This is a genomic window from Nocardia sp. JCM 38205 (assembly GCF_058222935.1).
In genome coordinates this window covers 123,447-149,910 of record NZ_JBYHFL010000003.1, presented here as the reverse complement: position 1 = coordinate 149,910, position 26,464 = coordinate 123,447, and the positions used below count along the sequence as shown (strand labels likewise).

Below are 26,464 nucleotides of genomic sequence, written 5' to 3'. Positions count from 1 at the left end.
ACGCCGCGTTCGAGACCACCGTCACCTATGCTGGGCAAATGCCCGTGATCTCGACCTCCGCTGTCCGTCGAACCGCGCTGGGCGCCGCCGGAGCCGCGGTGGCCGGAGTCGGCTATGCCTCCCTCATCGAACGCAATGCGTTCGTGCTGCGTGAGGCGACGATGCCGGTGCTGCGGCCGGGTTCGGCGACGCTTCGGGTGCTGCACATCAGCGATCTGCACATGATGCCGGGCCAGAAACTCAAGCAGCAGTGGCTGCGCGAGCTGGACCGGCTGGAACCGGACCTGGTGGTCAACACCGGGGACAACCTGTCGCATCAGAAATCGGTGCCCGCCGTGGTTCAGGCACTGGGCGGTTTGCTTTCGCGCCCAGGGCTTTTCATCTTCGGCAGCAACGACTATTTCGCGCCGGTGCCGAAGAACCCGCTCAAGTACTTCAAGTCCGATCACCGCCGCGTGCACGGCGCGCCGCTGCCGTGGAAGGATCTGCGCGCCGCCTTCACCGAACGCGGCTGGCTGGATCTGACCCATGTGCGCCGGGACCTGGAAGTGGCGGGTATCCGCATCGCCAGCGCTGGCGTCGACGATCCGCACTTGCAGCGCGACCGCTACGACACCATCGCGGGCGCACCCAATCCGCTCGCCGATCTGCGCATCGGTCTCACCCACTCGCCCGAACCGCGGGTGCTGGATCGGTTCGCCGAAGACGGCTATGACCTGGTGCTGGCCGGCCACACCCACGGCGGCCAGCTGTGCCTGCCCGGCTACGGGGCGCTGGTCACCAATTGCGATATCGACCGTTCGCGGGTCAAGGGCCCGTCGAAGTGGGGTGCGCACACCCGGCTGCACGTGTCGGCAGGCCTCGGCACGTCGCCGTGGGCGCCCTACCGCTTCTGCTGCCGCCCGGAAGCGACGCTGCTCACCCTGGTCGCCGCGCCCCCGAAGCGTCCGAACTCCGATACCGCGCAGGGCGTTTCGACCTCGGAGACCGTCGCCCGCTAGGGTCGCTTGCCGAGACTTTTGCCGGCAAGAGGACGAACGTGAATACATTCGACCCCAGCAATGGGGCGTACCCGGCGGGGCAGCCGGTGCCCGGCGCGTTTCCCGATCCCGGCGTGCCGCACGGTCCGCTCGGGGGCCAGGAAGCCGCACCGATTCACAGCGTGCCATGGGCACCCACCCAGACCGGGCAATGGACGCCGGGCTCCGGGCACCTGGTCCCCGGCCCCGGGCCGATGCCCGGCCGGCCAGCCGTCGCACCTGAAGCCGCGTCAACACAAACCGAGCAACCCGCCCCTGGTTACGCACCGGTCGCCCCGCAGCTCGGCCCGCCCATCCTCCCCCATGCCGCACCGACGCCGGGCGGGCCGGGGGCGCCGACGCAGACCGGACAACGGGCGCCGGGCTCCGGACACGCGAGCGCCGGCCCCGGACCGATGTCGAGCCAGCCGGTCACCCCGGAGGCAGCGCTGACCCAGACCGGACGGCCGACCTCCTCGGTGCCGCCCACTCCGGAAACCGGTCTGTCCATGGCTCCCGAAGCAGCGGCCACGCAGTCCGGCCAGTGGGCGGGCAGCCCGCAGAACTGGACGAATCCCGCTGCGCCCTGGCAGAACCAGATGAATACGAACGCGCCGTTCGCCGGCCAACTGCCCTTCGACATGGCCGCGCAGGGCAACCCGGCGACAACTGGCGGCGGATACACCGAGTTCGGTCCGGTCGGGCAGCATCCAGGCACTCAGCCCGTCGGGCCGAGCGCTCAGCCCTTCGGGTCCCCTTCACCCGGCCCCAACGTGCCCGGCGGCCCCGGGAAACTCTTCGCCTTCGGCGCCGCCGCGATGGCGGTGGTCGCCGTCGGTGTCGGCGTGGTCGCGGTCACCGTCAGTGGATCCGATGAAGCCTCGGCGTCCGACGGATCCACGCCATCCATGGTCAGCGCGCTCACCACCGGCGAATCAGCGTCGAAGGCACCGCGTTCCACGACGTCACGCTCGCGTCCGGCCGATCCCACCCCTGATGCCGAACTCGGCCCCATCGTGCCGGGGTTCCAGCCGGTCGCCGTGCCCAACCGCAGCGCCGCCTACGACGTACCCGCCGGATGGCGGGTCGCCCCCGAAGGCAGTGTCGGCGGGTTCGGCGAACCGCCGGACGCGGTGGTCGGCACCGGTCTGGCCACCGACGGCGTCGACTACTGCCCGGGCTCCACCCGCACCGTCGCGTTCCTCACCGGCTCCGACACCGCCGACCCCGCGAAGGCCGCCACCGAGCTCGGCACCAGGTCCGCGACCATCGCCTACGCAGGCAGCCGCGACGTCAGGCCCGGCGCCGCACAGCCGCTCGCCTCGGCGGATGGATCACAGCAGGGCATGCTCGTCGAAACGACGGGCAAGCTCGACGCCGCGAAACCCGGCTGCGCCGAGCAGTTCTCCGTCTTCACCTACGCCGTCCCCGCCCGCACCGGAACCATCGTGCTGGTCCTGGCCGCCGACACCGGCGTCCCCGATGCCGTCGACCCCGAGACCGCCAAGCGCGTCCTCACCAGCATTCGCCCCCTGAAAACCTGATTGACCTGCCGGTTTAACGTCCAGCCCCGACCTGTTGTAAGCTACCTCAGGTCCGCTTCACGGGGTGTGGCGCAGCTTGGTAGCGCGCTTCGTTCGGGACGAAGAGGTCGTGGGTTCAAATCCCGCCACCCCGACTCGTGTGGTTGAGACACGATGGAAACCCTGATCAGCACAGCTGGTCAGGGTTTCCTTCTTTTCCGGGTTGTTCAGGTGATCTCGAGGCGGTTGTCGAGCAGGAACGGCAGCAGGAAGTTGCGGAGCAGGGCGCGTTCCTCGTCCTCGCCTGCGCCGGGCAGCGTCAGCAGCGACACCATGGTGCGTACCGTCCACTTGCCGAGGCGCACCGCGGCCTCCTGGGCGAGATCGGCCCGGAAGTTGTGCACGAACGCGGCGGTGAGGGTGTCGATGACGCCCGGAGACTCCGACAGCTGCGCGACGATGCCCGCGTTCTCCGGCTCGAACCACACCGCCAGATGCGGCGTCTTCCGAACCTCGGCCAGCAGCGCGGTGAGCACATCGAGCAGCTGACCCTCGTGATCGGGTCCGTCGAAGCGGTGGGCCCGCCACACCCGCTCCACCAGCAGCCGCGCCTCGCGTGCCGCGAATGCCACGTACAGCGACTGCCGGTTGGCGAAATAGCGGTACAGCGTCGCCCGTGAGCAACCGGCCGCCTCGGCGACCTCGGCCATACCGAGCCCCGTGACACCCTTGTCCATCGACAAGGCGCGTACCGCATCGAGGATCCGCTCGGCCGCCAGTTCGGCCCGGCCACCCGCCAGCCAGTCAGCACTCATCGGCTGATCTTCTCAGCCCGCGCACCGGAACGGCACGGTGGTCGGCCGACGGACATACGGCCCGGGCGCATACTGCACCGCGTCGATGTCGACGCGGTAATTCGGGAACCGCTCCAGCAGCTCCTCCAACGCCACCCGCGCCTGCATCCGGGCGGCCGCCGCGCCGAGACAGTGGTGCGGCCCGTGCCCGAAGGTCATGATGCGCTGAGGATTCCGGTCGATGTCGAGTTCGGCGGCATCGGCACCGAAGGCCTGCTCGTCCCGGTTCGCGGACCCGTACACCAGCAGCACCTTGCGACCAGCCGGAATCGTGGAGCCGGCCAGCTCCACGTCCCGGGTGGTGGTGCGGGCCAGCCCCTGCACGGGCGAGGTCAGCCGCGCGAACTCCTCGACGGCGAGGGTGATGCGATCGGGATCCGCCGCCAGTGCCGCGCGCTGCTCGGGATGCTGCTGCAACAGCTGCACCGCGCCACCGAGCAGACCGGTGGTGGTGTCGTTGCCGCCGGCGACCATGGTCCAGGTGTAGGCGAGGATCTGCACCAGACCGTTGACGTCGGTGTCGTCGGCGGCCATCCCGGCCTGCACCAGCAGCGAGACGGTGTCGTCGCCGGGATCGGTACGCCTGCGTTTGATCAGTTCGGCGAAGTAGCCGAGCATCTCCATCGAGGCCTGCTGCGCGTCTGCGGTGCGCTCGGTGCTGGCCGCGACCACGGCGTCGGTCCAGCCGTCGAACCGGTCCCGGTCCTGCTCTGGCACCCCCAGGTAGTGGGCCACCACCATGCTCGGCAGCGGTTTGAACAGGTCTTTGACGATATCGCCGCCGCCCTGCTCGCCCAGCCGGTCCACCCGTTCGCGCACGAAGCCGCGCACCACCGGCTCGACGTCGGCGACCTGGCGCGGGGTGAATCCGCGCGCGACGAGCTTGCGGAACTCGGTGTGCTGGGGCGGGTCCTGCATGACCATCGGCGGGTTGGCGGTCAACCCGATCTGCTCGAGCTCGCCGTATTCGACGGTGAGCCCGTCACGGGAGGAGAAGGTGTTGGTGTCGCGGGCCGCGGCGTAGACGTGCTCGTGCCGGGTCAGCACCCAGTAGTCGTGTTCGGGTTGCTCCGCGGGCACCACCCGGTGCACCGGATCGTGCTCGCGCAGCGCCGCATACATCGCCCAGGGTGCGCGCCACGTCGGGCCCGAACGCAGTTCGAACTTCGGATCGACACGAGACTCATTAGCCAACATGTTCCGAAGGTAAGACAGAATCGCCAGTTTGTCTACAGTAGATTCCAACAGCGGAGGACCTGGGCAATTCTGGAAACGCGCAACGGCGCGCGCGGTGCCGTGAGCACACGCTTACCTACCGGTTACGCACGGTGATTCCTCGGAAACGCGAGGTCCATAGCGTATACAGGCATGTCGACACGGGTGGCCACACCGGCCGATACCTCGGGAAAACCGTTGCGGGACGTGGTGTACGAAACGCTGCGCGCGGAACTGATGAACGGCGACATCAAGTTCGGCGAACGTCTCACCGAGCCCAAGGTCTCCGCGCGCTTCGGGATATCGCGCACGCCGGTCCGCGAGGCACTCACCGTGCTCTGCTCGGACGGCTTGCTGCAACGCGAGGAGTACGGGTTCTCGCCGGTACGCCCGAGCATTCCGCTGGTGCGTGACCTGTACGAGCTGCGGATCACCCTGGAACTGGGCGGTTTACAGCGCGCGATGCAGAACCCGGACGTCACGCACGACAAGGCACTGCTGACCGCCGAACGCAAGGCCTGGCTGGATTTGCAGGCCGACCCGCCCGAACAGGAGCCGGGTTTCGTGGTCCGCGACGAGGAATTCCACGTCACCTTGCTGACCGCCTCCGGCAACACCGAGATGGTGCGGGCGCTGCGCTCGGTGAACTCCCGCATCCGCCACGTGCGGATGTACGACTTCATGGTCAACAACCGCATCGAAACCACCATCTCCGAGCACCTGGCCATTCTCGATGCCGTTCTCGCCGACGATCTTTCGCTGGCCTACCGGCTGCTGCACACCCATATCGGCGAATCGCTGGACGTCGTGCTCGATCGGGTCACCCGGGCGATCGCGGCCATGTCCTTGGCCACCGACTAGTCCCCAACTGAACACAGGAGCCCGACGTGAGCCTGGATTTCGATACCGTCCTCGTCGCCAATCGGGGCGAGATCGCCTGCCGCATCATGCGCACCGCGCGCATTCTCGGCCTCAAGACCGTCGCGGTCTATTCCGACGCCGACGCCGGCGCGGCCCACGTCGAAATGGCCGATGCGGCAGCCTATCTCGGTCCGAGCGCGGCCGCGGAATCCTACTTGCGCGCCGATCGGGTGATCGAGGCGGCGCTGGCCACCGGCGCCGGCGCGATCCATCCCGGTTACGGGTTCCTTTCTGAGAACGCGGAATTCGCGACCGAAGTGGCAAAGGCCGGCATCGCGTTCGTCGGCCCGACTCCGGAGCAGCTGCGGATCTTCGGCGACAAGCACACCGCCCGTGCCGCCGCCCGCGCGGTCGGCGTGCCGCTGGTCGACGGCTCCGGCCTGCTCGAATCGGCCGATCACGCCGTCGCCGAGGCCGAACGGATCGGCTTCCCGGTCATGCTCAAGGCCGTCGGTGGTGGCGGCGGGATCGGCATGCAGGCCTGCCATGACGCCGATCAGTTGCGCGCCGCCTACCAGCGGGTGCAGCGGCTGGCCGCGACGAATTTTGCTACATCGGGGGTGTTCCTGGAACGTTTCGTGGCGCGGGCCCGCCATGTCGAGGTGCAGGTGTTCGGCGACGGGCGCGGCCGGGTGGTCAGCCTCGGCACCCGTGACTGTTCGCTGCAGCGGCGCAATCAGAAGGTGATCGAGGAAGCGCCGGCCCCGGGGCTCACGGCGGAGTTGTCGCAGCAGCTGCTGGTGGTCTCGCGTGAGCTGGCGCGCTCGGTCGGGTATCGCTCGGCGGGCACTGTGGAGTTCGTCTATGACGCCGATCGCGATGCCGCCTCGTTCCTGGAGATGAATACCCGCCTGCAGGTGGAGCATCCGGTGACCGAGGCGGTGACCGGAGTCGATCTGGTGGAGTGGATGTTGCGGCTGGCGGGCGGCGATACCACCATGCTGGACGAGCTGCCCGAGACGGGTCCGCCGATCGACGGCTGGGCGGTGGAGGCCCGCATCTACGCCGAGGATCCGGGCCAGGACTACCGCCCGAGCGCGGGCTTGATCACCGAGACCACCCTCCCCGAGCAGGCCAGGGTCGACACCTGGATAAGCACCGGCACCGAGGTCAGCCCGTACTACGATCCGTTGCTGGCCAAGGTGATCACCCGAGGTGGCGACCGCGGCGAAGCGTTCACCGTCCTCACCGAGGCCCTGGCAGGCACCCGTATCCACGGCGTACAGACCAACCTGCCGCAGCTGCTCGCCGCCGCGTCCGACCCGACCGTGCGCCGGGCAGGCCACCTCACCGCCACCCTCGCCGATATCCGGCCCATCGCCGCGCGCATCGACGTGGAACGCCCCGGCACCATGACCACGATCCAGGACCATCCGGGCCGGATCGGCCTGTGGGAGGTGGGCATTCCGCCCTCCGGCCCGATGGACGACCTCTCGTTCACTCTCGCCAACACCGCCGTCGGCAACCCGCCGGGCACCCCCGCACTGGAGTGCACGCTGCACGGCCCGCGGCTGCGCTTCTCGGATGCCGCGGTGGTGTGTGTCAGCGGCGCCGACGCGCCGGTCGAGGTGGACGGCGAACCGGTACCGATGTGGGAGCCGATCACGGTGCCCGCGGGCGGTGTGCTCGATGTCGGCGCCCCCGCCGACACCGGCCTGCGCACCTACCTCGCCGTGCGCGGCGGCATCGACGCACCGCTCTATCACCGCAGCGCCGCCACCTTCACCCTCGGCGGCTTCGGCGGTGTCACGGGTAAGGCGCTGGTCAGCGGCGATGTTCTGCATCTGGCCGATGCGGCCGAGGCCGAACCGCGCCCGATCCAGCCGGCGCTTCGGCCGGATTTCGGCCATCACTGGGAGCTCGCCGTCGGCGAGGGCCCGCAGACCGCGCCCGCCTACTTCACCGACGCCGATATGGCGCAGTTCTACACCCACGAGTGGCGCGTCGGCAGCCACGCCAACCGCACCGGCATCCGGCTGGAAGGCCCCAAACCCACCTGGTCGCGCACCGACGGCGGCGAAGCGGGCCTGCACCCGTCGAACCTGCACGACAACCCCTACAGTGTCGGCGCGCTCAATGTCTCCGGCGACACCCCGATCCTGCTCGGCCCGGACGGCCCGAGCCTCGGCGGCTTCGCCTGCCCGCTGACGGTGGTGTCGGCGCACCGCTGGAAACTGGGTCAGCTGCGGCCGGGCGATACGGTCCGCTTCATTCCCGTGGACGACACCACGGCGAGCGAACTGCGCGCCTCGAACAGCTCGCGGGCTCGCGCGACCGTGCCGAAACCACTCGCCGGACTGAGCGATCGCGGCATCCTTGGCGGCGTCGACGGGTCCAGCGACCGCCCCCCGGTCCGCTATCTGCGCGGCGGCGATGACAATGTGCTGGTCGAATACGGCGAGATGGTGCTCGACCTCGGCCTGCGCATGCGGGTGCACGCACTGTCCACCGCGCTCGCCGACGCCGGGCTTCCCGGCATCATCGACGTGACACCCGGCGTGCGCTCGCTGCACATCCATTTCGATCCCGACATCCTGACCCAGCATCGTCTACTCGGGGTACTGGCCGAATTGGAGACCGAACTCCCCGCGACCCAGGACCTGGTGGTGCCCAGCCGCACCATCCGGTTGCCGCTGTCGTTCGACGACCCGTCGATCGCCGAGGCCATCGACCGCTATCGCAGCGGCGTGCGCGACAGCGCACCGTGGCTGCCGTCCAATACCGAATTCATCCGCCGTATCAACGGTCTGGACAGCGTCGACGACGTCCGCGCCACCGTGTTCGCCGCCGAGTACCTCGTGCTCGGCCTCGGCGATGTGTATCTCGGTGCGCCGCTGGCGGTTCCGCTCGACCCACGGCACCGGCTGGTGACCACCAAGTACAACCCGGCGCGCACCTGGACGCCGTCCGATGCCGTCGGTATCGGCGGCAAGTACCTGTGCGTCTACGGCATGGCTTCCCCCGGCGGCTATCAGCTCATCGGCCGGACCGTGCCGATCTGGTCGAGCTACCGCCAGCGCGCCCCGTTCGAATCCGGAACTCCCTGGCTGTTCCGGTTCTTCGACCGCATCGTCTGGGAGCCGGTGAGCGCCGAACAGCTGCTCGACTACCGCGCCGCCGCCACCGCCGGACGGTTCGACGCCGAGGTCAGCGAGGGCAGCTTCGCCCTGGCCGACCATCTACGGCTGCTGCGCGAGGAGGCCGATGCCATCGCGGAATTCGAGACCAGGCAGGCGGCCGCGTTCGAGGCTGAGAAGCAGGCGTGGCAGGCCGCGGGCGAATTCGATCGCGACACCGCCGAGATCGTCAGCGACACCGTCGACGATCCGCTCGCGGGCATGCCCGGCAATGCCACGGTGGTGACCGCACCGATGATCGGCAATGTCTGGCGGGTGGAAGTCGAAGCAGGACAACGGCTCACCGCGGGCTCGACGGTCGCCGTGCTGGAAGCGATGAAGCTGGAATTGCCGGTGCAGTGCCCCGATGCGGGCACGGTGCTGAAGGTCCTGGCCACCCCGGGTGCCAAGGTGGAACCCGGAACCCCTCTCGCAGTGATCGGAGTCGACTAGATGAGTGCCGGCCTCCTCGGCAACGCCCTACCCGGTTCGCCCACCTCGCGCGTTGCCGCCGCTTACCGCCGGATCGCGGAGGTCGACCGGCCGGAGGTGTGGATCACGCTTCGGCCCGAAGCCGACGTCGCGGCCGACGCCGCGGCGGTCGAGCAGCGGCTGTCGGCCGGTGCCGCACTACCGCTCGCGGGTCTGCTGATCGCGGTGAAGGACAACGTCGACGTCGCGGGGCTGCCGACCACGGCCGCCTGCCCGGCCTTCGCCTACACCCCGGACGTCACCGCCGCCGCCGTCGAGCGGCTGATCGCGGCCGGTGCGATCGTGCTCGGCAAGACGAATCTCGATCAGTTCGCCACCGGCCTGGTCGGTACCCGCAGCCCGTACGGGCCGGTGCGCAATGCCTTCGACCCCGAGCTGGTCTCCGGCGGATCCAGTTCGGGTTCGGCCGTGGCGGTCGCGCTCGGCATCGCCGATATCGGTATCGGCACCGATACCGCCGGATCCGGCCGGGTGCCCGCGGCCTTGCAGGGGATCGTCGGGATCAAGGCGACGCTCGGTGTGGTGCCCGCGCACGGCGTGGTGCCTGCCTGTGCGGACTTCGACGCCGTCACCGTTTTCGCCGCCGATCTCGAACGAGCCGTGGCCGCCGCCGCGATCATGGCTGGCCCGGACGCGCGTGATCCGCGCAGCCGGAAACGGCCCGCCGACGTCCTGCTGAGCGCACCGCGGCAGCCGAGACTCGCGGTCCCGCGCACCGAAGACCTGACCGCCCTGAGCGCGCCCTATGCCGCGGCGTTCAGCAGAACCGTTGCCGGACTTGCGGATTCCGGGATCTCCGTCACCGAGATCGACATCTCGGCCCTGCTCGACGCGGCCCTGCTGCTCTACGACGGCGCGATCGTCGCCGAGCGGTACGCCGCGGTCGGCGAGTTCCTCTCCGCCGCACCGCCGGACACGCTCGACCCCACGGTCGCGGCCATCATCCGCGCCGCCGAGCACACCACCGGCCCCGGCTTCGCCACCGATCTGGACACGCTGGCGACCGCCCGTGCGGCCGCGAAAACCCTGCTCGACGGTTACGACGGGCTGCTGCTGCCGACCACGACCGAACACCCGGCCATTGCCGCGGTGCAGGCGGAACCCGTCGCCATCAACCGCAGAATGGGCACCTTCACCAACTTCTGCAACCTGCTCGATATGGCGGCGGTCGCCGTCCCGGGATCGCCCACCGCGGACGGCTCGCCGTTCGGCGTGATGGTGGTGGTGCCCGCGTTCGCCGACCAGGTCGCCATCGATATCGCTGCCCGACTGGTCGGCACCGACTCCACCCCCGCGCTGTTCGGGCACGACGCTGAACTCGCCGTGTTCGGCGCACATCTGCGTGGGCAGCCACTGCATTGGCAGCTGGAACAGATCGGCGCCCGCTTCCTCGGCGAGATCCGCACCACCGACGCCTACCGCCTGACCGCCCTGGACACCACGCCACCCAAGCCCGGCCTGGTGCGGCACGGCCAGGGGCAGGGCGCACCGATCGTCGGTGAACTGTTCGGCCTCTCGGCCGCCGGACTCGGCTCCTTCCTCGCCGCGCTGCCTGCTCCGATGGCGCTGGCGAATATCGAGCTCGAGGACGGCCGCACCGTCGTCGGTTTCGCCTGCACCTACGACGCGGCCGTCGCGGCGACCGACATCACCGAATTCGGCGGGTGGAAGAAGTACCTGGAGCAGCAGAGCTGAGCGGTTCCGCCCGCAGAAGCCGGGAGCCGGGAATCCGTTGCCCCGAGCGAACGGCATGCCGGACAAGAGCGTCGCCTGGTCAACTCCGCGGTGCGAGCGCCGCTATCGCCACAGCCAGCTCATCCCCGCTCGGCAGCTCGCCGTCGGGTTCGGTAATCCATTGCAGCGCCAAGCCGTTCAGCAAGGCGAAGTACAGCCGTGCGACCGCCCGCGCCTGCTCCTCGGTCAATTCCGGATGCGACTGCGCGACCAGATCCGCCATCTCCGCGACGGCCTCGGCCAGCAGCCCGGACATATGCGCCGCCTCGCTCGGCGTGCGATGAATCCGGATCACGTTCTCCACACTCGCCACCAGCATCTGCCGATTACGCGCGAAGACCTCGGCGATGTCGTTCCACACCAGCGGAAAGGCCTGCGCCGGTGAGCGGCCGTCCTTGCTCGCGGCCTTGATCCGCTCGTCGAGCGCGTCACCGATCTCGCGCCCGGATTCCGCGGTGAGCGCCTCGGTGAGCAGCCGCTCCTTCGACCCGAAGTGGTAGCCGATCGCGGCCAGGCTCACCCCCGCCGCATTGGCGATATCGCGTGCCGTCGTTGCGGCGAATCCACGCTCGTACACGCAGGCCCGGGCGGCCGCGAGCAGGTCCTCCTTGTTTCCCATACCCCCACTGTACGTGCGTCTTGAACAGTTGTACTAGACAGACGTGCAAGTCATCTGTTAGACATTTGTCTGAGACGTTCGATCAAACGAAGGACGAGACGATGAGCACCCAGCCCGCCACCCACACCCCGAAGTCCACCGACCGCCCGCGCCTCCTCGTATCCGGCGGCGGCATCGGCGGCAATGCCGTTGCGCTGCAACTACTCCGGTACGGGATCCCGGTCACCGTGATCGAGCGCGCCGCCGCTCCCCGCCCCGGTGGCCAGGCGGTGGACCTGCGCGGGCCCAGCCGCGAGGTGGCCGAGCGGATGGGCCTGATGCCCGGAATCCGCGCACACCAACTCGATGAGCGCGGCATGCTGCACGTCGACGCCGACGGCAAGGAGCTGCTGCGCATGCCCGCCGAGCTGTTCGACGGCAAGGGCGGCGTCGCCGAGATCGAGATCTCCCGCGGCGACCTGAATCAGGTGCTGCTCGACGCCATCGACGCGGCGGGCGGTGTCGACTACCGCTACGGCGAATGGCTCGAAGCGCTCACCCAGGACGACGACGGCGTGCAGGTCACCTTCGCCTCGGGCGGCACCGAACGTTTCGACCTCGTCATCGGCGCCGACGGCCTGCATTCGGCCACCCGGCGCCTGGTCTTCGGCCCGGAGGAACACTTCAGCACCTACCTCGGCGGCTACATGTCCTTCTTCACCATGCCGACCCCCGCGGGCATCGAACCGCACTGGTTCACCATGCATTCGCTGCCGGGCGCGACCGGCCTCGGCATGCGGCCCGACGCCGATCCGGCCACCTCCAAGGCGCTTGTCGTCATCCGCGCCGAGGCCGATCCGGCGCTGCGGCGCAACGTGGCGGCCCAGCAGCGGCTGATCAACGAGCGCCTGGCCGGCGGTGGCTGGACCGCCCCCGCGATCACCGCCGCGATGCCAGAGGCCGACGACTTCTACTTCGACGAGCTGGCCCGCATCGACATGCCGAGCTGGATCGAGGGTCGGGTGGCACTGGTCGGCGATGCCGGCTACTGCGGCTCCCCGCTCACCGGCCAGGGCACCGCGATGGCACTGGTCGGCGCGTACGTGCTGGCCGGCGAAATCGCCACGCACCGTGACGACCCGCGCCGCGCGCTGGAGAACTATCAGCGAGTGCTGCGTCCGTTCGTCGCACTCGCGCAGGAATTGCAGCCCGGCGGTCTGCGCGCGATGACCCCGAAGACCCGGTTCGGGATCCGCGCCGGATTGCTGGTCAGCAAATTGATGACGGCGCGGATCATGAAGCCGCTCATGATGAAGATGCTGTCCAAGACCGAAACCTACGACCTGCCCGAATACCCGGCCACCACGCCCGCGCGATGACCGGGAGACGCCGGCCGCCGAGGTGGCCGGCGTCGGCATGTCGCCGCTCGCAGTTGCCGCCGGATGGTTTGCCGCCGTGCCACACTGACGCAGGTGACGGCCATGGTCGAAGTGCGCACGAGCCCGGTCGAGAACCTGAAGCCCGCCTGGTTCGCGTCGGTGATGGCGACCGGCATCGTCTCCCGCGCCATCGGCTCGGCCGGCCTGGACACCCTGTCGGCGATCATGCTCTACCTGGCGCTCGCGGCTTTCGCGATCCTGATCGTGGCGACGCTCGTCCGGCTGGTGAGATTCCGGGCCGCGGCCGTCGCCGATGCCATGAATCCCGCTACCGGGTTCACCTACCTGACCTTCGTCGCCGCGGCCGCGGTCGTGTCGACCGGGCTCTCGCGCCGAGACCACCTGGTTGCGGCGCTGACCTTGCTCGCGGTGGCCGCGCTGGCCTGGCTGGTCCTCGGCTACGGCATCCCGGCAGTGCTGATGGTGCACCACCGCGGACCCGCGGGCCTGAGTGCCGACGGCACCTGGTTCATCTGGGTGGTCGCGACCCAATCGCTCGCGGTCGCGGCCACCGCGCTCCCGCAACCTTGGGCGGGGCGCTTCGCGGTACCGGCGCTGCTGTGCTGGTCGGTGGGCACCATGCTGTATCTGCTGGTCGCGACGCTGGTGCTGGCCACATTGTTCACCGACACGCTCACCGCCGCGCGCCTGGTGCCCGCCTACTGGGTGTTCATGGGCGCCACCGCGATCAGCGTGCTGGCCGCGGCGCAGCTGCTGCACCTCGACGACATACCTTTGCTGACGTCGATGCGGCCGGTGCTGATCGGGGTGGCGGTCCTACTGTGGGCCTTCGGCAGCTGGCTGATCCCGTTGCTGCTGCTCGCGGGCGTGTGGCGACATTTCGTCCAGCACATCCGCCTGGCCTACGAACCTGGCCTGTGGAGCATCGTGTTCCCGGTCGGCATGTACGGCGTCGGCACCAGGGAACTGGGATCGGCCATCGGCGAGCAGTGGATGGTTACCTTCGGCGGCGGCGAAGCCTGGGTCGCGCTCACCGTATGGATCGTGACCGCAGTAGCTCTGCTGCTCAGCTTCCGGAAGAGCCGTGACGTCTCGCGTTGACCTGCCCGGCCGGACCGATCACCCCGCGAGACCGGTCCGGCCGATACAAAGGCACCCCCTCGGCCCCTCCTGACCGCCCACCCCCGAGGCAGTCAGGAGGCACCGACCCCCGCCGGGCTCATCCATCGAGTCCCCGCACTCGATGGCACCCCTCCCGGCGTCCCCCGATCCCCCCATCGAGGCCCCACCCCGGCATCCGTCCCCGTCAGGTCCTCCCCGGCCTGCTCCGCTCGGATCCCCTCGGGCCCTCCCCGGCCCGGCCCCGTCCGGCACCGGATCTCCCCGGTCCGGTGCCACTGCGGTGGAGATTCCTCCCCAGCGACGTCCACCGCGATGATCGGACCCTCCCCGGCCCAACCACGCCCCCGAGTGACGGCCCCTCCCGGCCCCGCCCCCGCGGCGGTCGCCCCTCCCCAACGACGCCCACCGCGGATAATCGAGCCCTCCCCAGCCCAACCACCCCCGAGTGACGGCCCCTCCCGGCCCCGCCCCCGCGGCGGCCGCCCCTCCCCAGCGACGCCCACCGCGATGATCAGGCCCTCCCCGGCCCGACCCCCAGGTGACGGTCCCTCCCCGGCCCGTCACCTCCCCCGTTTCGGACCTCGCGACTACTGGCAGTAGTCGAAGGTGCCGAGCTCGGTGCGACCGTCCTTGATCAGGTAGCTGGTCGCGTACAGGTCGGTCTTGGCCACCGGGTTCTCACCGTCGGGCGCGAGCCATTCGACCTCCTGGATGACCAGGTAGGCGTTGGGGTCGTTGCGCAGGACGTCGACCTTGGTGTCGTCCATATCGGCGGCCTTGGTGTCGGTGGCCTTGCCGGTCTCCCACTCGCCTGCCACGGCGAGGGTGCCCTGGGCGGCGTCGACGATGACCGTGCGGTAGCGGATCTGCTGGTTTTCACCGGGCAGGTAGCCCGGCTGGGCGTAGACGACCGGCGAATCGATCTCGATCCGGATCTTGTCGTTCTTGTGGGTGCAGGTGGCCTGGCCGGTGACGGCGGCACCCGGGACGCCTTCGGTGGCGGCCGAGGCCGTGCCCGCACCGAGAACGAGGGCGGTGGTCGTGGTGGCGAGAGCGAGGGCGGTGGTCAGCTTGCCGATCATCGTCGTTACGTCCTGTTCGGGGTTTCGGTCTGTGCTTTCCGGTGTGTTCCGGTGTTGATACGAACAATGCCGCCCCCGGCTTGGCGCGCCCTTAAGAAGAACTTGCAGCCCGGCAATCCCCGCTCGAGCGGCCCCGATCGGCGAAACTGGACCAGTTTGCGGCGCGGCTGCTCGATTCGCGCCATGATGGAAGTACGGCAAGAAGATTGGGAGAGCGTCGATGGAAACCGTGGTCGTCTGGATGCTGGCCTGCGTGATCTACTGGTTCGGTCTGCTGTAGGACCTGCGGTACCCGCTGGACAGATAAAATCCGCCCCTGACCGGAATGGTCAGGGGCGGAAAGTTTTTTCGAGGCGCCGACGGGTCAGCCGTTGCCGTTGAGGCCGGCCCGCACGCCCTCCTCGACGCGCTTGCCGAGCTCGCTGTCGACGTTCTTCCAGTACTCGAAGACCCGGCTCAGCACCGGCTCCTGCACACCGCCGAGCACATGGCCGACGATATTGCTCACCAGGCGGTCGCGCTGTTCATCGTTGAGCACCTCGCGCACCAGGATGCCGGGCTGGACGAAATCGCCGTCCTCGGCGTGCTGAATGTAGCCGGCGCGCACGGCCTTGCCGTCGAACTCCCAGGCACCGCCGTCACCGGCCAGTTCCGGATCGGCGTGCGGGCCGCCGTAGGAGTTCGGCGCGTACACCGGCACATCCGGCTCGTTGAAGTGATACCGCATCGCGCCTTCCTTGGAGTAGGTGTTGACCTCCGCGGCGCGCGGCGCGTTCGGCGGCAGCTGCGCGTAGTTGGTGCCGATGCGGTAACGGTGCGCGTCGGCGTAGGCGAAGACGCGGCCGAGCAGCATCTTGTCCGGCGAGAACCCGATGCCGGGCACGATGTTGGACGGCTCGAACGCGGCCTGCTCGATCTCGACGAAGAAGTTGCGCGGGTTACGGTTCAGCGTCCACTTGCCGACCTCGATCAGCGGGTAGTCCTTCTTGGACCAGACCTTGGTGAGGTCGAACGGGTTGAACCGGTAGGTCTCCGCCTCGGCGACCGGCATGATCTGCACGTAGACCGTCCAGCTCGGGAAATCCCCGCGCTCGATGGCGTCCCACAGATCCTTGCGATGCAGGTCGGGGTCGGTGCCCGCGAGCCGGTCGGCCTCGGCCTGGGTGAGGAAGTCCTGGCCCTGATCGGTGCGGAAGTGGTACTTCACCCATACCCGCTCACCTTCGGCGTTGATCCACTGATAGGTGTGCGAGCCGTAGCCGTTCATGTGCCGGTAGCTCTTCGGGATGCCGCGATCGCCCATCAGCCAGGTGACCTGATGCGCCGATTCCGGGCGCAGCGTCCAGAAATCCCACTGCATGTTGTGATCGCGCAGACCCGAACCCGGCAGCCGCTTCTGCGAGCGGATGAAGTCGGGGAACTTGATCGAGTCCTTGATGAAGAAGACCGGGGTGTTGTTGCCGACGAGGTCGTAGTTGCCGTCCTCGGTGTAGAACTTGATCGCGAAACCGCGCGGGTCACGCCAGGTGTCCGGGCTGCCCTGCTCACCGGCGACGGTGGAGAAACGCACCAGCGATTCGGTGCGCGCGCCGGGCTGGAACAGCTTGGCCTTGGTGTACTTCGCGATCTCCGGGTTGGTCACCACCAGTTCGCCGTACGCGCCGGAGCCCTTGGCGTGCACGATGCGTTCCGGCACCCGCTCCCGGTTGAACTGCGCGAGCTTCTCGATCAGGTAGTGGTCGTGCAGCAGAACGGGGCCTTGGGTTCCCGCGGTCAGCGATTCGTTGTCGCTTTCGACGGGAATGCCGGTGTTGGTGGTTGTCGGCTTGGTCATAAAAGCCTCCTCGGCTGTCAACGGACCCGGGATGGGCTGACCCGGGACTGTCAGAGTGTCGGCCGTCGGTCCGGACGGCAGTTCGGGCACAGGCCCCAGAACACGACCTCCGCCTCATCGATGGCGAAACCGTGTTCGTCATCGGGTTGCAGGCAGGGGGCGCTGCCCACGACACAGTCCACGTCCACGACCGTGCCGCAGTTTCTGCACACCAGGTGGTGATGGTTGTCGCCGGTTCTGGCCTCGTAGAGCGCCGCCGACCCGGCCGGCTCGATGCGCCGCAGGATGCCGGCGCGGACGCAGGCATGCAGCACGTCATAGACGGCCTGGGTGGAGGACCGAGCCCAGCTGTTGCCGGACGGTGACAGCGACGGTGTCGGCGTCGGAATGCGGACGAGCCGCGACCGCGTCGAGCACCGCTACCCGCGGGGCGGTGACCCGCAGACCGGCCGCGCGCAACTGCTCGCGGGGATCGGTGCTGTCGGTGTGCATACTTCGAGTCTCCACCTTTTCTGGAATTAGTCAAGAAAATAACTGGCGAGTTGCCGAACTGCGGCGTGTGGCCAAAGTGTAGTGCCGCACGTCACATCTTCGGCCCGGAATAGTCCGCCCGTGCGGCTCGTTGAACCCCGCTGTCGGCATCCGAGCAGCCCCGGGCCTCACCCCATCTGTCGCTTCGAGCGACCACTCGCCGAGAGGCGCTTGCCGGGTGTCGATACCAGTGGTGACGTCGGCGTGGGCGTCCCGCGACTCGGCGCCGCCAGGTCCCCCGACCTGGCGGCGTTTCGCATATACCGGCCCCGCCCGGCCTCCGGCGCTAACCTGATCCGCATGGGGCGTTTCGGTGGACTCCTCGTAGGGGTCACAGCGGTTGCGTTGGTTGCGGGGCACGTCTTCGCCGCGTCCGCGGCAGCGGCGCCACCGCCTGCCCCGGCGGAGTGCTCAGTGCACTCGGGGCGCCAACTCGAGCGAGCCGAACCCGAAGCGGTAGGGCTGGATTCGCAGCGCCTCGCCGAGGCGCTCCAGTTCGCGAGCACCCGGAATCGTTTGAACGTCCAGGTCTTTCGGCACAACTGCCTGATCGGCGAGGGCCCGACGAACGCGCAGACCGGCAACGTGGCCTGGAATGTCTGGAGCGTGACCAAGTCCATCGTGTCCCTGCTCGCCGGAATCGCCTCGGACCAGGGCAAGCTCGATATCTCCTCGCCGATCGGACGGTATCTGCCCGCGGGTCTCGGCGACGAGCAGCGGCGCTCCATCACGGTCGAGGATCTACTGACGGAATCGTCGGGGATGCGCGTCGGCGTGGTCACCGAAGGCATCACCGGAGTGATTCCGCTCGATCCGAACAGCGCGGTGCAGGCCCTCGGGGTGCCGCTGGATCACGAACCGGGCACCGTATTCAGTTACAGCCAGCGCAATGTCGACCTGCTGGCCTATGTGATGGAACTGGCCGTCGGCGAACCGCTGCAGCAGTTCGCCCAGCGCGAGTTGTTCGACCCGCTCGGCATCGCGCGCGGCGACTACTACTGGGCCCGCGACCGAGCAGGCCACACCTACGGTTACGCGCACCTGATGATCCCGCCGAACGATCTGGCCAAGCTCGGGCTGCTCGTCGCCAACGACGGACGCTGGGGCACAACGCAACTCGTCTCACGCGCTTATCTGGACAAGGCCCGCTCCCCGTCGGCGACCAATCACTGCTACGGGTACCTGTTCTGGCTCGGACCCTCCTGCGCGGAGAACGCGAGCTTCCTGCCACCGGACATGTACTCCATGGCGGGTATGGGCATGCAGAACGTCTTCGTCTTCCCCAGCCAGGATCTGACCGTGGTGTGGACCGGGATGTTCGGCAATGTCAGCGCGCACGGCCCATCCGGCGTCATCCAGAACCAGGCCGAACTGCCGCACGAATTCTTCCGCAGGCTGTTCGCCGCCTTCCATGAGCCGCCGGTCGCCGACCCGGGCCCGTACGTCGAACCACCGCTGACCTTGGACCCGAATGCCTTCATCGACAGCGATATCCTGCTGGCCATCGTCGGGGTGGGGCCGTCGGCCTATCCGGGCTGCAACGTCTTCGCCTGCCTGAACCAGCCGCTGCGCCCGCCCTTCAGCGACGCCCCTCCCGGCTGCGCCATCCTGGCCTGCCTCGGCCCCGATCCGCGCACACCGGGCATCCGCTGACCAGACGAGCCCGGCCGCCGCTGTGCAGCGACGGCCGGGCTCGGTCGTGAGAGGTAACCGCTCAGCGGTCGGCGAGCAGGACTTCCGCGATCTGAATGGTGTTGAGCGCGGCGCCCTTACGCAGATTGTCACCGGAGATGAACAGCGCGAGACCGCGGCCGTCGGGCACACCCGGATCCTGCCGGATCCGGCCGACCAGCGACTCGTCGTGCCCGGCCGCCTGCAACGGCGTCGGCACGTCGACCAGCTTCACGCCCGGCGCCTTGGCCAGGATCTCCTTCGCCTGCGCCACCGACAGCGGCTGATCGAACTCGGCGTTCACCGACAGCGAGTGCCCGGTGAACACCGGAACACGCACGCAGGTGCCGCTGACCAGCAGGTCGGGCAGGCCCAGGATCTTGCGGCTCTCGTTGCGCAGCTTCTGATCTTCGTCGGTCTCGCCGGAGCCGTCGTCGACCAGCGAACCGGCCATCGGCAGCACATTGAACGCGATCGGCGCGACGTACTTGTTCGGCGCGGGGAAATCGACCGCGCCACCGTCGTGGGTGAGCTTCTCGGCGTCGTCGATGACCGCGCGCGCCTGCGAGGCCAGCTCTTCCACGCCGGCCAGGCCGCTACCGGACACCGCCTGGTAGCTGGAGACGATGAGCCTGCGCAGCCCGGCGATCTCGTGCAGCGGCTTGAGCACCGGCATCGCGGCCATCGTGGTGCAGTTGGGGTTGGCGATGATGCCCTTGACCAGGTTGCGGGTCTGCTCCGGGTTCACCTCGCTGACCACCAGCGGCACCTCGGGGTCCTTGCGCCATGCCGAGGAGTTGTCGATGACGGTGACGCCGGCAGCGGCGAAACGCGGCGCCTGCACCCGCGACATCGTGGCGCCCGCGGAGAACAGCGCGATATCGAGGCCGGACGGATCGGCGGTCTCGGTGTCTTCCACCACGATCTCACCGCCGCGCCACGGCAGCTTCTTACCCGCGGACCTGGCCGAGGCGAAGAAACGCACCTCGTCGGCCGGGAAGTTGCGCTCCTCGAGCAGCTTGCGCATAACGGCGCCGACCTGACCGGTCGCGCCGACGACTCCAACCCGTACACCCATGATTTATCGCCCCGTTCCGGCGTGGACGACGGCGACCTCGTCACCGCCGAGATCGAAAGCCCGGTGCAGCACCTTGACCGCCTCGTCGAGCTGGGATTCGGCGACCAGCACCGAGATGCGGATCTCCGAGGTCGAGATCAGATCGATGTTGACGCCTGCCTCGGCCAGCGACTCACAGAACGTCGCGGTGACGCCGGGATGGGACTTCATGCCCGCGCCGACGAGAGAGACCTTGCCGATGTTCTCGTCGGAGCGGACCTCCGAGAAACCGATCTCGGCCTTGCGCTCGGTGAGGATCTGCACCGCGCGCACCAGTTCGGTCTTGGGCAGGGTGAAGGTGATGTCGGTCTTGCCGGTCTCCACCTCGGAGACGTTCTGCAACACCATGTCGATATTGATTTCCGCGTCGGCGACCGCCCGGAACACCTTGGCGGCGTAGCCCGGTTCGTCCGGCAGGCCGACGACAGTCACCTTGGCCTCGCTGCGATCGTGCGCAACGCCGGTCAGGATTGCCTGCTCCATCGGGATGTCCTCCATCGATCCGTAAACGGTGGTGCCCACCTTGTCGGTGTACGACGAGCGCACATGCACGGGCACGTTGTAGCGCCGCGCGTATTCGACACAACGCAGCATCAAGACTTTCGAGCCACACGCGGCCATCTCCAGCATCTCCTCATAGGAGACCTGCTCGAGCTTCTGCGCGTCGGACACGATCCGCGGGTCGGCGGTGAAGATGCCGTCGACGTCGGTGTAGATCTCGCAGACATCGGCCTTCAGCGCCGCGGCCAGCGCGACCGCGGTGGTGTCGGAACCGCCACGCCCGAGGGTGGTGACGTCCTTGCTGTCCTGGCTCACCCCCTGGAAACCGGCGACCAGCACGATCAGGCCGTCGTCGAGGGCTTCGCGGAGCCGGCTCGGGGTGACGTCGATGATCTTGGCCTTGCCGTGCGCGCCCGTGGTGATGACGCCGGCCTGCGAGCCGGTGAACGAGCGCGCCTCCTCGCCGAGGGCGTGGATGGCCATCGCGACCAGGGCGTTGGAGATGCGCTCACCCGAGGTGAGCAGCATGTCCATTTCCCGCGCCGGGGGTTCCGGGGAGACCTGCTGGGCGAGATCGAGCAGCTCGTCGGTGGTATCGCCCATGGCGGAGCAGACCACGACCACCTCGTGCCCCTGCTTCTTCGTTTCGACGATCCGTTCAGCGACGCGCCGGATACGCTCGGCCGACGAGACCGAGGATCCTCCGTACTTCTGAACAACGAGAGCCACGACAGGGTCCTCCCAGATCGACGAAAAGCTTATTCCGGTGATTCAGCGTACCGGCCCGCATCCAGCGATTTCGGGCCTACCTCCGAGCCTGTGGAAAAGGACACAACCGTGCCGGATCTCGTTTGAGATCGATGCCGACGGGCTATTGCCGCCGGTGATCGCCCTCGTCGACGGCGAGCGTCAGGCGCGGGTGAGCCAGGTGACCTGGGTGCCGTTGCCGAACTCGCGCCGCCTGGTCGAGGTGAACCGAGTGGGCCGGAACGGGCCGTCGAACGCGCGGACACCCGCGCCTGCCGATACCGGATAGCTCTTGATGACGAGTTCATCGATCTCGTCGATCAGCGCACCGGCGAGTGTGCCGCCGCCGGCCAGCCAGATATCAAGGCCGTCCTCCTGCTTCAACCGCCGCACCAGCCCGACCGGATCCGATTCCACCAGCTGCACACCCGGGTCATCGATCGTGCCGAGCGTGCTGGACACGACGTATTGACGTAGCTGCGGATACGGGCTGGTGATGCCGACGGCCAGCCCTGGTTCGTAGGTGCCGCGCCCCATCACCATGGTGTCGAAATTCTTGCTCGGCGTGCCCTCGGCGACACCGAAATGCGGCCAGACATGGGCAGGCAGGGTTTCGGGATAGTCGGCCGCGATCCATTCGGTGAAGTCGGAGGGAAGCGGGAAGAAATCGATGCCGCCGTCGGGTCCGGCGATATAGCCGTCGATGGACATGCCGACGTAGTAGACGAGCTTTCGCATGGGGTCCTGCTTTCTGTGGTGAGTGAGTCGATCAGGCACGCGCATACCAGGTGACCTGGTTGCCGCTGTCGAATTCCTTGCGCCGGACCGGAGTGAACAGCGTCGGATCGAAGGCGTCGGCGAAGGCGGCAATGCCCGCACCAGCGACGACCGGGTAGCTCTTGATGATCAGCTCGTCGATCTCGCCGACCAGCGCGCCCGCGAGCTTGCCGCCGCCGCAGAGCCAGATATCGAGGCCCTCGCCACGCTTCAACCGCTGGACCAGGGCGAGCGGATCGCCGGGCACCACCTCGATGGCCGGATCGGCTTCCGGCGCGAGAGTCGACGAGAAGACGTATTGCTTCAGATGCGCGAAGGGGTTTGCCGGACCGACGGCGTAGGTACCGCGGCCCATCAGCACCGTGTCCCACTCCCGGTTCGGCGAATCCACCGCCATGCCGATATGCGGCCGGGCCGCGGTCGGGATCGAATCCGGGAACTGCGCGCACATCCATTCGGTGTAGGCGTCGCTGCCCGGATAGAAGTCGAACTGGTTGTCGGGGCCCGCGATGTACCCGTCCAGCGAGACGGCGACGTAGTAGACGAGCTTTCGCATATGAACCACCTGAGATGTTGTACTCTGCTTGTAGTGGTTTCAACGTAGTACTACAACTGGAGTGGTGTCAAGGTGAGAACGAATCCGGAGCGCAGGGCCGCGTTGCTCGACGCGACCATCGAGGTCCTGGCCCGCGAGGGCGCGCGTGGACTGACATTTCGCGCGGTGGACAAGGAAGCCGGCGTGCCCGCGGGCACGGCCTCGAACTATTTCGCCAACCGCGACGACCTGATGACCCAGACCGGCAGCCGCTTCTACGAACGCCTCGAGCCGAGCGCGGCGATGATGGCCAAGCTCGGCGGACCGAAGACGAAAGAGACGATCATCGAGCTGATGACCGACGTGGTGGACCGGCTGGAAACCTTCCGCACCGGTTACCTCGCCCTACTGGAACTGCGCTTGGAGGCGACCCGACGGCCCGAACTGCGCGAAGTACTCACCGAACGAGTCCGCGCCGATATCGAATTCAACGTTCGCAACCACATCGACTCCGGCATGCCGGGCGACGAGGACACGGTGCTGCTGCTGTATCTGGCGCTGAATTGGCTGATCGTCGACCGGCTCACGCTGCCGGGCATCTTCACCGAAGAACAGAGCAGGCATCTGATCGAAACGGCGGTCGCTCGGGCCATAGCAGAACAGGGCGGGTTGTGATGTGCACCACGCTCCCCGATAATGGGAGCCATGATGGCGAACGTCGGAGATCGGCTCCATGTGCACGGTCACATCGTGGGCGACCATGATCATCTCGGCGAGATCGTCGAGGTGCGCGGACCGAACGGGTCGCCCCCGTATATCGTGCGTTTCGAGGACGGACACGAGTCGCTGATCTACCCGGGCCCCGATGCGACAGTGGAGCCGTCGGGGTCGAACTGAAACATCACATTTCGGTCACTTCGCACGCCCGCAGCAACCGTCGACCAACCGTATAGCTACCTACGGAACCGTAGGCTCAGTGTTGACGATCACTGTGCCGCTGGGCACAATCGGCGCGTTGGTAATGCGGGGGTGCGGAGGTAAGACATGCGTACGAAGACCGATATCCGATTCGTCGTCGACACTGACCCCGCACAGGTCATGGACGCATTGGCAGCGGTGGAAATGCTCCCGGATTGGTCGTCGGCCTATACCGATGCCCGCGTCGCCACCCGCGACGAAGAAGGCAGGCCGCGCCGGGTTTTCGTCAAAGCGGAAATGCTCGGCAGCTCCGACCTCCAGGTCCTGGAATACGACTGGGAGGGCAACCGCTCGGCCTGGGAGGTCGTCGACAGCACGCGTGGCGTGAAGGGCGGGGGCTTCTTCGAGCTGAGCGAGTCCGACGAGGGCACCCACGTCTGGTACCACAACGAGTTGTACCTGCCCATTCCCGTTCCCGGCTTCCTGCTCAAGCGCTCCGTGCGCCGCGCGAACGAGGCGATGGTGGAGACGTTCATCGAATTCGCCGAACGATTTCCCGAAACGGAGACGTTTCAAACCGCTTGATGACTGAGCCCGCCCGTCGGGCGGGCATCACAGGCTCCGACCTGCCACGATGTCATCCATGATCGGATCCAAACGAGCCCGGCTGCAGCCGATGGCCGAGGGCTCCTCGGTGACCCAGCTCGAACTCTTCTTCGACCTGGTCCTGGTCTTCGCGTTCACGATGGTCACCGACCTCGCCTCCGAAGAGACCACCGCGAAGAACCTGCTGCGTGCGCTGTTGTGCCTGGCCCTGATGTGGTGGCTGTGGATCTCCTACTCCTGGCTCGGCAATCTCGTCCGCGCCGACGAGGGTATCGCCCGGGTGGGCATGTTCGTGGCCATGGGCGGCGCGTTCATCGCCGCACTCACCATTCCCGAAGCCTTCGACGACCTCGACGGCGGATGGTTCGGGCCGCTGGTGTTCGCCATCGCCTACCTGGTGGTGCGGCTGGTGCATCTGGCCCTGATGTGGCTGGCCGGCGAAGGCGATCCGAAGCTGCGAGCGCAGATCCTGCGCTGGGCACTCGGCTCCATCACCCTCGGCACCACGCTCCTCGTCGTCGCGGCCCTCGTCGACGGCAGACTGCAGATCGCGCTGTGGATCGCCGCGATCGCGGGTGACTGGGTGTGGACCCGGTTCGCTGGCACCGAATGGCGGCTCGCCTCCGCCAGTCATTACGCCGAGCGGTACGGCCTGATCATCATCGTGGCACTCGGCGAATCGATCGTCTCCATCGGCATCGGCGTCGCAGGCCTGCCCATCTCCTGGCCGATCACGCTCGCATCGATGCTCGGCCTGGCCATCTCGGGCCTGCTGTGGTGGGCCTACTTCGACGTCGCCGCGCTGACCGTGGAGCACGCCCTGACCGAGGCCACCGGCGCACGCCAGATCAAGATCGCCCAAATGTGCTACATGTACTGGCATTTCCCGATGATCGCCGGCGTCATCGGGCTGTCGCTGGGGTTGAAGAAGGTCCTGTACTACGTCGGCGACGAATCGGACCACAGCCTCAGCGACGCCCTGTACGGGATCCCGCTCGGCGCGCTCTTCGGCGGCGTCGCCCTGTACCTGGTGGGTCTGGTCGGGTTCAAGCATTACGCCACCGGCAATCTGTCCGTGGCCCGGATCGTCACGGCGATCGTGTTGGTCGCCCTGATCCCGGTGGCCGCCATGCTGCCCGCACTGGTCACCTTGACGATGCTGTTCGTCGCGCTCGGGGCGTTGATCGGCTGGGAAACCATTCGGCACGCCGGAGCGCGCGACCGGATCCGCCACGCCACCGCATGAGCCCGCCCGAAGGGGCGGCGCTCAGCGCGGAAAGTGATGGCGCACGGTGCGTTCCAGCGGAGTGGGGCCATAGGCGGACGGTGGCACCTTCACCCCGTTGCTCAGCGCGTCGCGGATCTGGTCGATGTTCTCCCGCAAAAGATCCGAGACGAGTTCGTCGGTGCGCGGATCGTCGAGGAACTGGAACAGGATCCGGAAGACGGTATCGGCGACCAGCCGGATGATGTCGTCGTGGAACGGCAGGTAGCGGACCCGGCCGGCCTGCGGATCGTTCTTGATCAACTCGACGATCATCTCGTCGAGTTCCTTGCGGTTCTCCTCCAGCGCCGCGGCGATGTTCTGGGTGTAGTGGCCCGCGCGCAGGGCGTGGGCGACCTCGTCCAGCACGGCCATGGTGACCGGCTTCTTGATCGTCTCGACAATCGTGCCGACCGAGCGGTTGACCACCGCGGCGGTCACCCGGTCGCCGAAGACCCGGTCGGCCACCCTGGCCAGCCGCACCAGGATCACCACGATCCGCAGCAACCGGAATCCACGCAGCCACGGGCTGGTCACCGGGATCATGCCGAGCACTTCGTACCAGTAGACGAACGGGAACGTCCACGGCCAGCCCGCGCGATGCCACCGCCAGAGGAACTCGACGGCAAAGATCGCGCAGATGGTGTAGTCGGCGATCACGATGGTCCGGTAGGTCTGCTCGGAGACCTCGAAGAAGGTGATCCAGCCGACCAGCACCACCGAGGCGATGGCCAGCCCGAGCATCAGGAAATCGGTCCACAGGGTGGGCGGTTTGCGCGGGTATTCGCCGGGTTCGGGCACCTCGTCCAGTTCATAGCCGGTGGGCGACGTTACTGCCACGTGAGGATCCCTTCGCTGCCGAACAACCCAGCCGACGGTAATACCGC

The 26,464-nt window shown here is 67.9% G+C and carries 22 protein-coding genes, 1 tRNA gene and 1 pseudogene; 13 read left to right on the top strand and 11 right to left on the bottom strand.

The genetic code is table 11. The annotated features are described in order from the left end of the window. Positions 1 to 38: 38 nt before the first annotated feature. The 3 genes from AC4HOU_RS12390 to AC4HOU_RS12380 all read left to right on the top strand — a co-directional run bounded on the left by AC4HOU_RS12390 (position 39) and on the right by AC4HOU_RS12380 (position 2,697). Entirely contained in the window at positions 39 to 1,001 is a 963-nt protein-coding gene (locus AC4HOU_RS12390; RefSeq protein WP_163813692.1) for a metallophosphoesterase, read from the top strand. Positions 1,002 to 1,039: 38 nt separating this feature from the next. Further along, positions 1,040 to 2,563: a DUF8017 domain-containing protein gene (locus AC4HOU_RS12385; protein ID WP_195020481.1), complete on the top strand. Its 1,524-nt coding sequence runs from the start codon at positions 1,040 to 1,042 to the stop codon at positions 2,561 to 2,563. Positions 2,564 to 2,623: 60 nt separating this feature from the next. Further along, a tRNA-Pro gene (locus AC4HOU_RS12380) sits at positions 2,624 to 2,697 on the top strand. A gap of 72 nt (positions 2,698 to 2,769) precedes the next feature. Here AC4HOU_RS12380 and AC4HOU_RS12375 read toward each other — a convergent pair. Both AC4HOU_RS12375 and AC4HOU_RS12370 read right to left on the bottom strand, forming a co-directional pair. Continuing rightward, positions 2,770 to 3,357, bottom strand: coding sequence for a TetR/AcrR family transcriptional regulator (locus tag AC4HOU_RS12375; protein ID WP_195020480.1), 588 nt, complete (start codon positions 3,355 to 3,357; stop codon positions 2,770 to 2,772). Positions 3,358 to 3,369: 12 nt separating this feature from the next. Then, the gene (locus AC4HOU_RS12370; RefSeq protein WP_195020479.1) at positions 3,370 to 4,593 is read right to left on the bottom strand and encodes a cytochrome P450; all 1,224 of its coding nucleotides are present in this window, start codon (positions 4,591 to 4,593) and stop codon (positions 3,370 to 3,372) included. A gap of 171 nt (positions 4,594 to 4,764) precedes the next feature. Here AC4HOU_RS12370 and AC4HOU_RS12365 point away from each other — a divergent pair, with 171 nt between their 5' ends. The 3 genes from AC4HOU_RS12365 to atzF all read left to right on the top strand — a co-directional run bounded on the left by AC4HOU_RS12365 (position 4,765) and on the right by atzF (position 10,835). Next, entirely contained in the window at positions 4,765 to 5,472 is a 708-nt protein-coding gene (locus AC4HOU_RS12365) for a GntR family transcriptional regulator (protein ID WP_194991149.1), read from the top strand. A gap of 86 nt (positions 5,473 to 5,558) precedes the next feature. Continuing rightward, positions 5,559 to 9,101, top strand: coding sequence for an urea carboxylase (gene uca, locus AC4HOU_RS12360; RefSeq protein WP_490724662.1), 3,543 nt, complete (start codon positions 5,559 to 5,561; stop codon positions 9,099 to 9,101). Further along, positions 9,102 to 10,835 carry an allophanate hydrolase gene (atzF, locus tag AC4HOU_RS12355; protein ID WP_195020477.1) on the top strand — a complete coding sequence of 578 codons (1,734 nt, stop codon included), beginning with the start codon at positions 9,102 to 9,104 and terminating at the stop codon, positions 10,833 to 10,835. It abuts the gene before it with no gap. A 79-nt stretch (positions 10,836 to 10,914) separates the two neighbouring features. Here atzF and AC4HOU_RS12350 read toward each other — a convergent pair whose 3' ends face one another. After that, positions 10,915 to 11,493 carry a TetR/AcrR family transcriptional regulator gene (locus tag AC4HOU_RS12350; RefSeq protein ID WP_163813698.1) on the bottom strand — a complete coding sequence of 193 codons (579 nt, stop codon included), beginning with the start codon at positions 11,491 to 11,493 and terminating at the stop codon, positions 10,915 to 10,917. A 101-nt stretch (positions 11,494 to 11,594) separates the two neighbouring features. On the opposite strand from AC4HOU_RS12350, the gene AC4HOU_RS12345 reads away from it, so the two are divergent. Both AC4HOU_RS12345 and AC4HOU_RS12340 read left to right on the top strand, forming a co-directional pair. After that, the gene (locus AC4HOU_RS12345; protein WP_195020476.1) at positions 11,595 to 12,851 is read left to right on the top strand and encodes an FAD-dependent monooxygenase; all 1,257 of its coding nucleotides are present in this window, start codon (positions 11,595 to 11,597) and stop codon (positions 12,849 to 12,851) included. A 102-nt stretch (positions 12,852 to 12,953) separates the two neighbouring features. Beyond that, positions 12,954 to 13,973, top strand: a complete 1,020-nt coding sequence (locus AC4HOU_RS12340) for a tellurite resistance/C4-dicarboxylate transporter family protein (protein WP_228815919.1) — start codon at positions 12,954 to 12,956, stop codon at positions 13,971 to 13,973. Positions 13,974 to 14,581: 608 nt separating this feature from the next. On the opposite strand, the gene AC4HOU_RS12335 is transcribed toward AC4HOU_RS12340, so the two are convergent. The 3 genes and pseudogenes from AC4HOU_RS12335 to AC4HOU_RS12325 form a co-directional block, all read right to left on the bottom strand. After that, on the bottom strand, positions 14,582 to 15,076 hold the full coding sequence (locus AC4HOU_RS12335) for a hypothetical protein (protein WP_036532181.1): 495 nt from the start codon (positions 15,074 to 15,076) through the stop codon (positions 14,582 to 14,584). Positions 15,077 to 15,440: 364 nt separating this feature from the next. Beyond that, positions 15,441 to 16,910, bottom strand: coding sequence for a catalase (locus AC4HOU_RS12330; RefSeq protein ID WP_195020474.1), 1,470 nt, complete (start codon positions 16,908 to 16,910; stop codon positions 15,441 to 15,443). A gap of 50 nt (positions 16,911 to 16,960) precedes the next feature. After that, positions 16,961 to 17,402 (bottom strand): annotated as a pseudogene (locus AC4HOU_RS12325) (Fur family transcriptional regulator). A gap of 339 nt (positions 17,403 to 17,741) precedes the next feature. Here AC4HOU_RS12325 and AC4HOU_RS12320 point away from each other — a divergent pair. Next, a complete protein-coding gene (locus AC4HOU_RS12320; protein ID WP_163816857.1) occupies positions 17,742 to 19,094 on the top strand; it encodes a serine hydrolase domain-containing protein in 1,353 nt (450 codons plus the stop codon). A gap of 61 nt (positions 19,095 to 19,155) precedes the next feature. Here AC4HOU_RS12320 and AC4HOU_RS12315 read toward each other — a convergent pair whose 3' ends face one another. From AC4HOU_RS12315 to AC4HOU_RS12300, 4 genes are all read right to left on the bottom strand, one after another. Beyond that, positions 19,156 to 20,190: an aspartate-semialdehyde dehydrogenase gene (locus AC4HOU_RS12315; protein ID WP_195020473.1), complete on the bottom strand. Its 1,035-nt coding sequence runs from the start codon at positions 20,188 to 20,190 to the stop codon at positions 19,156 to 19,158. A gap of 3 nt (positions 20,191 to 20,193) precedes the next feature. Then, positions 20,194 to 21,459 (bottom strand): aspartate kinase, encoded by a 1,266-nt coding sequence (locus AC4HOU_RS12310; protein WP_163816853.1) that lies wholly within the window; start codon positions 21,457 to 21,459, stop codon positions 20,194 to 20,196. Between the two features lie 180 nt (positions 21,460 to 21,639). Further along, positions 21,640 to 22,215: a dihydrofolate reductase family protein gene (locus tag AC4HOU_RS12305; protein WP_195006906.1), complete on the bottom strand. Its 576-nt coding sequence runs from the start codon at positions 22,213 to 22,215 to the stop codon at positions 21,640 to 21,642. A 31-nt stretch (positions 22,216 to 22,246) separates the two neighbouring features. After that, on the bottom strand, positions 22,247 to 22,810 hold the full coding sequence (locus AC4HOU_RS12300) for a dihydrofolate reductase family protein (RefSeq protein ID WP_194992786.1): 564 nt from the start codon (positions 22,808 to 22,810) through the stop codon (positions 22,247 to 22,249). Positions 22,811 to 22,882: 72 nt separating this feature from the next. Here AC4HOU_RS12300 and AC4HOU_RS12295 point away from each other — a divergent pair, with 72 nt between their 5' ends. From AC4HOU_RS12295 to AC4HOU_RS12280, 4 genes are all read left to right on the top strand, one after another. Next, the gene (locus AC4HOU_RS12295) at positions 22,883 to 23,464 is read left to right on the top strand and encodes a TetR/AcrR family transcriptional regulator (RefSeq protein WP_195020472.1); all 582 of its coding nucleotides are present in this window, start codon (positions 22,883 to 22,885) and stop codon (positions 23,462 to 23,464) included. Between the two features lie 30 nt (positions 23,465 to 23,494). After that, a complete protein-coding gene (locus AC4HOU_RS12290; RefSeq protein WP_175586006.1) occupies positions 23,495 to 23,686 on the top strand; it encodes a DUF1918 domain-containing protein in 192 nt (63 codons plus the stop codon). Between the two features lie 147 nt (positions 23,687 to 23,833). Then, positions 23,834 to 24,292, top strand: coding sequence for an SRPBCC family protein (locus AC4HOU_RS12285; RefSeq protein WP_163816845.1), 459 nt, complete (start codon positions 23,834 to 23,836; stop codon positions 24,290 to 24,292). A gap of 58 nt (positions 24,293 to 24,350) precedes the next feature. Then, positions 24,351 to 25,559: a low temperature requirement protein A gene (locus AC4HOU_RS12280; protein WP_163816843.1), complete on the top strand. Its 1,209-nt coding sequence runs from the start codon at positions 24,351 to 24,353 to the stop codon at positions 25,557 to 25,559. A gap of 21 nt (positions 25,560 to 25,580) precedes the next feature. On the opposite strand, the gene AC4HOU_RS12275 is transcribed toward AC4HOU_RS12280, so the two are convergent. After that, positions 25,581 to 26,417, bottom strand: coding sequence for an ion transporter (locus AC4HOU_RS12275; protein WP_163816841.1), 837 nt, complete (start codon positions 26,415 to 26,417; stop codon positions 25,581 to 25,583). Positions 26,418 to 26,464: the final 47 nt, after the last annotated feature.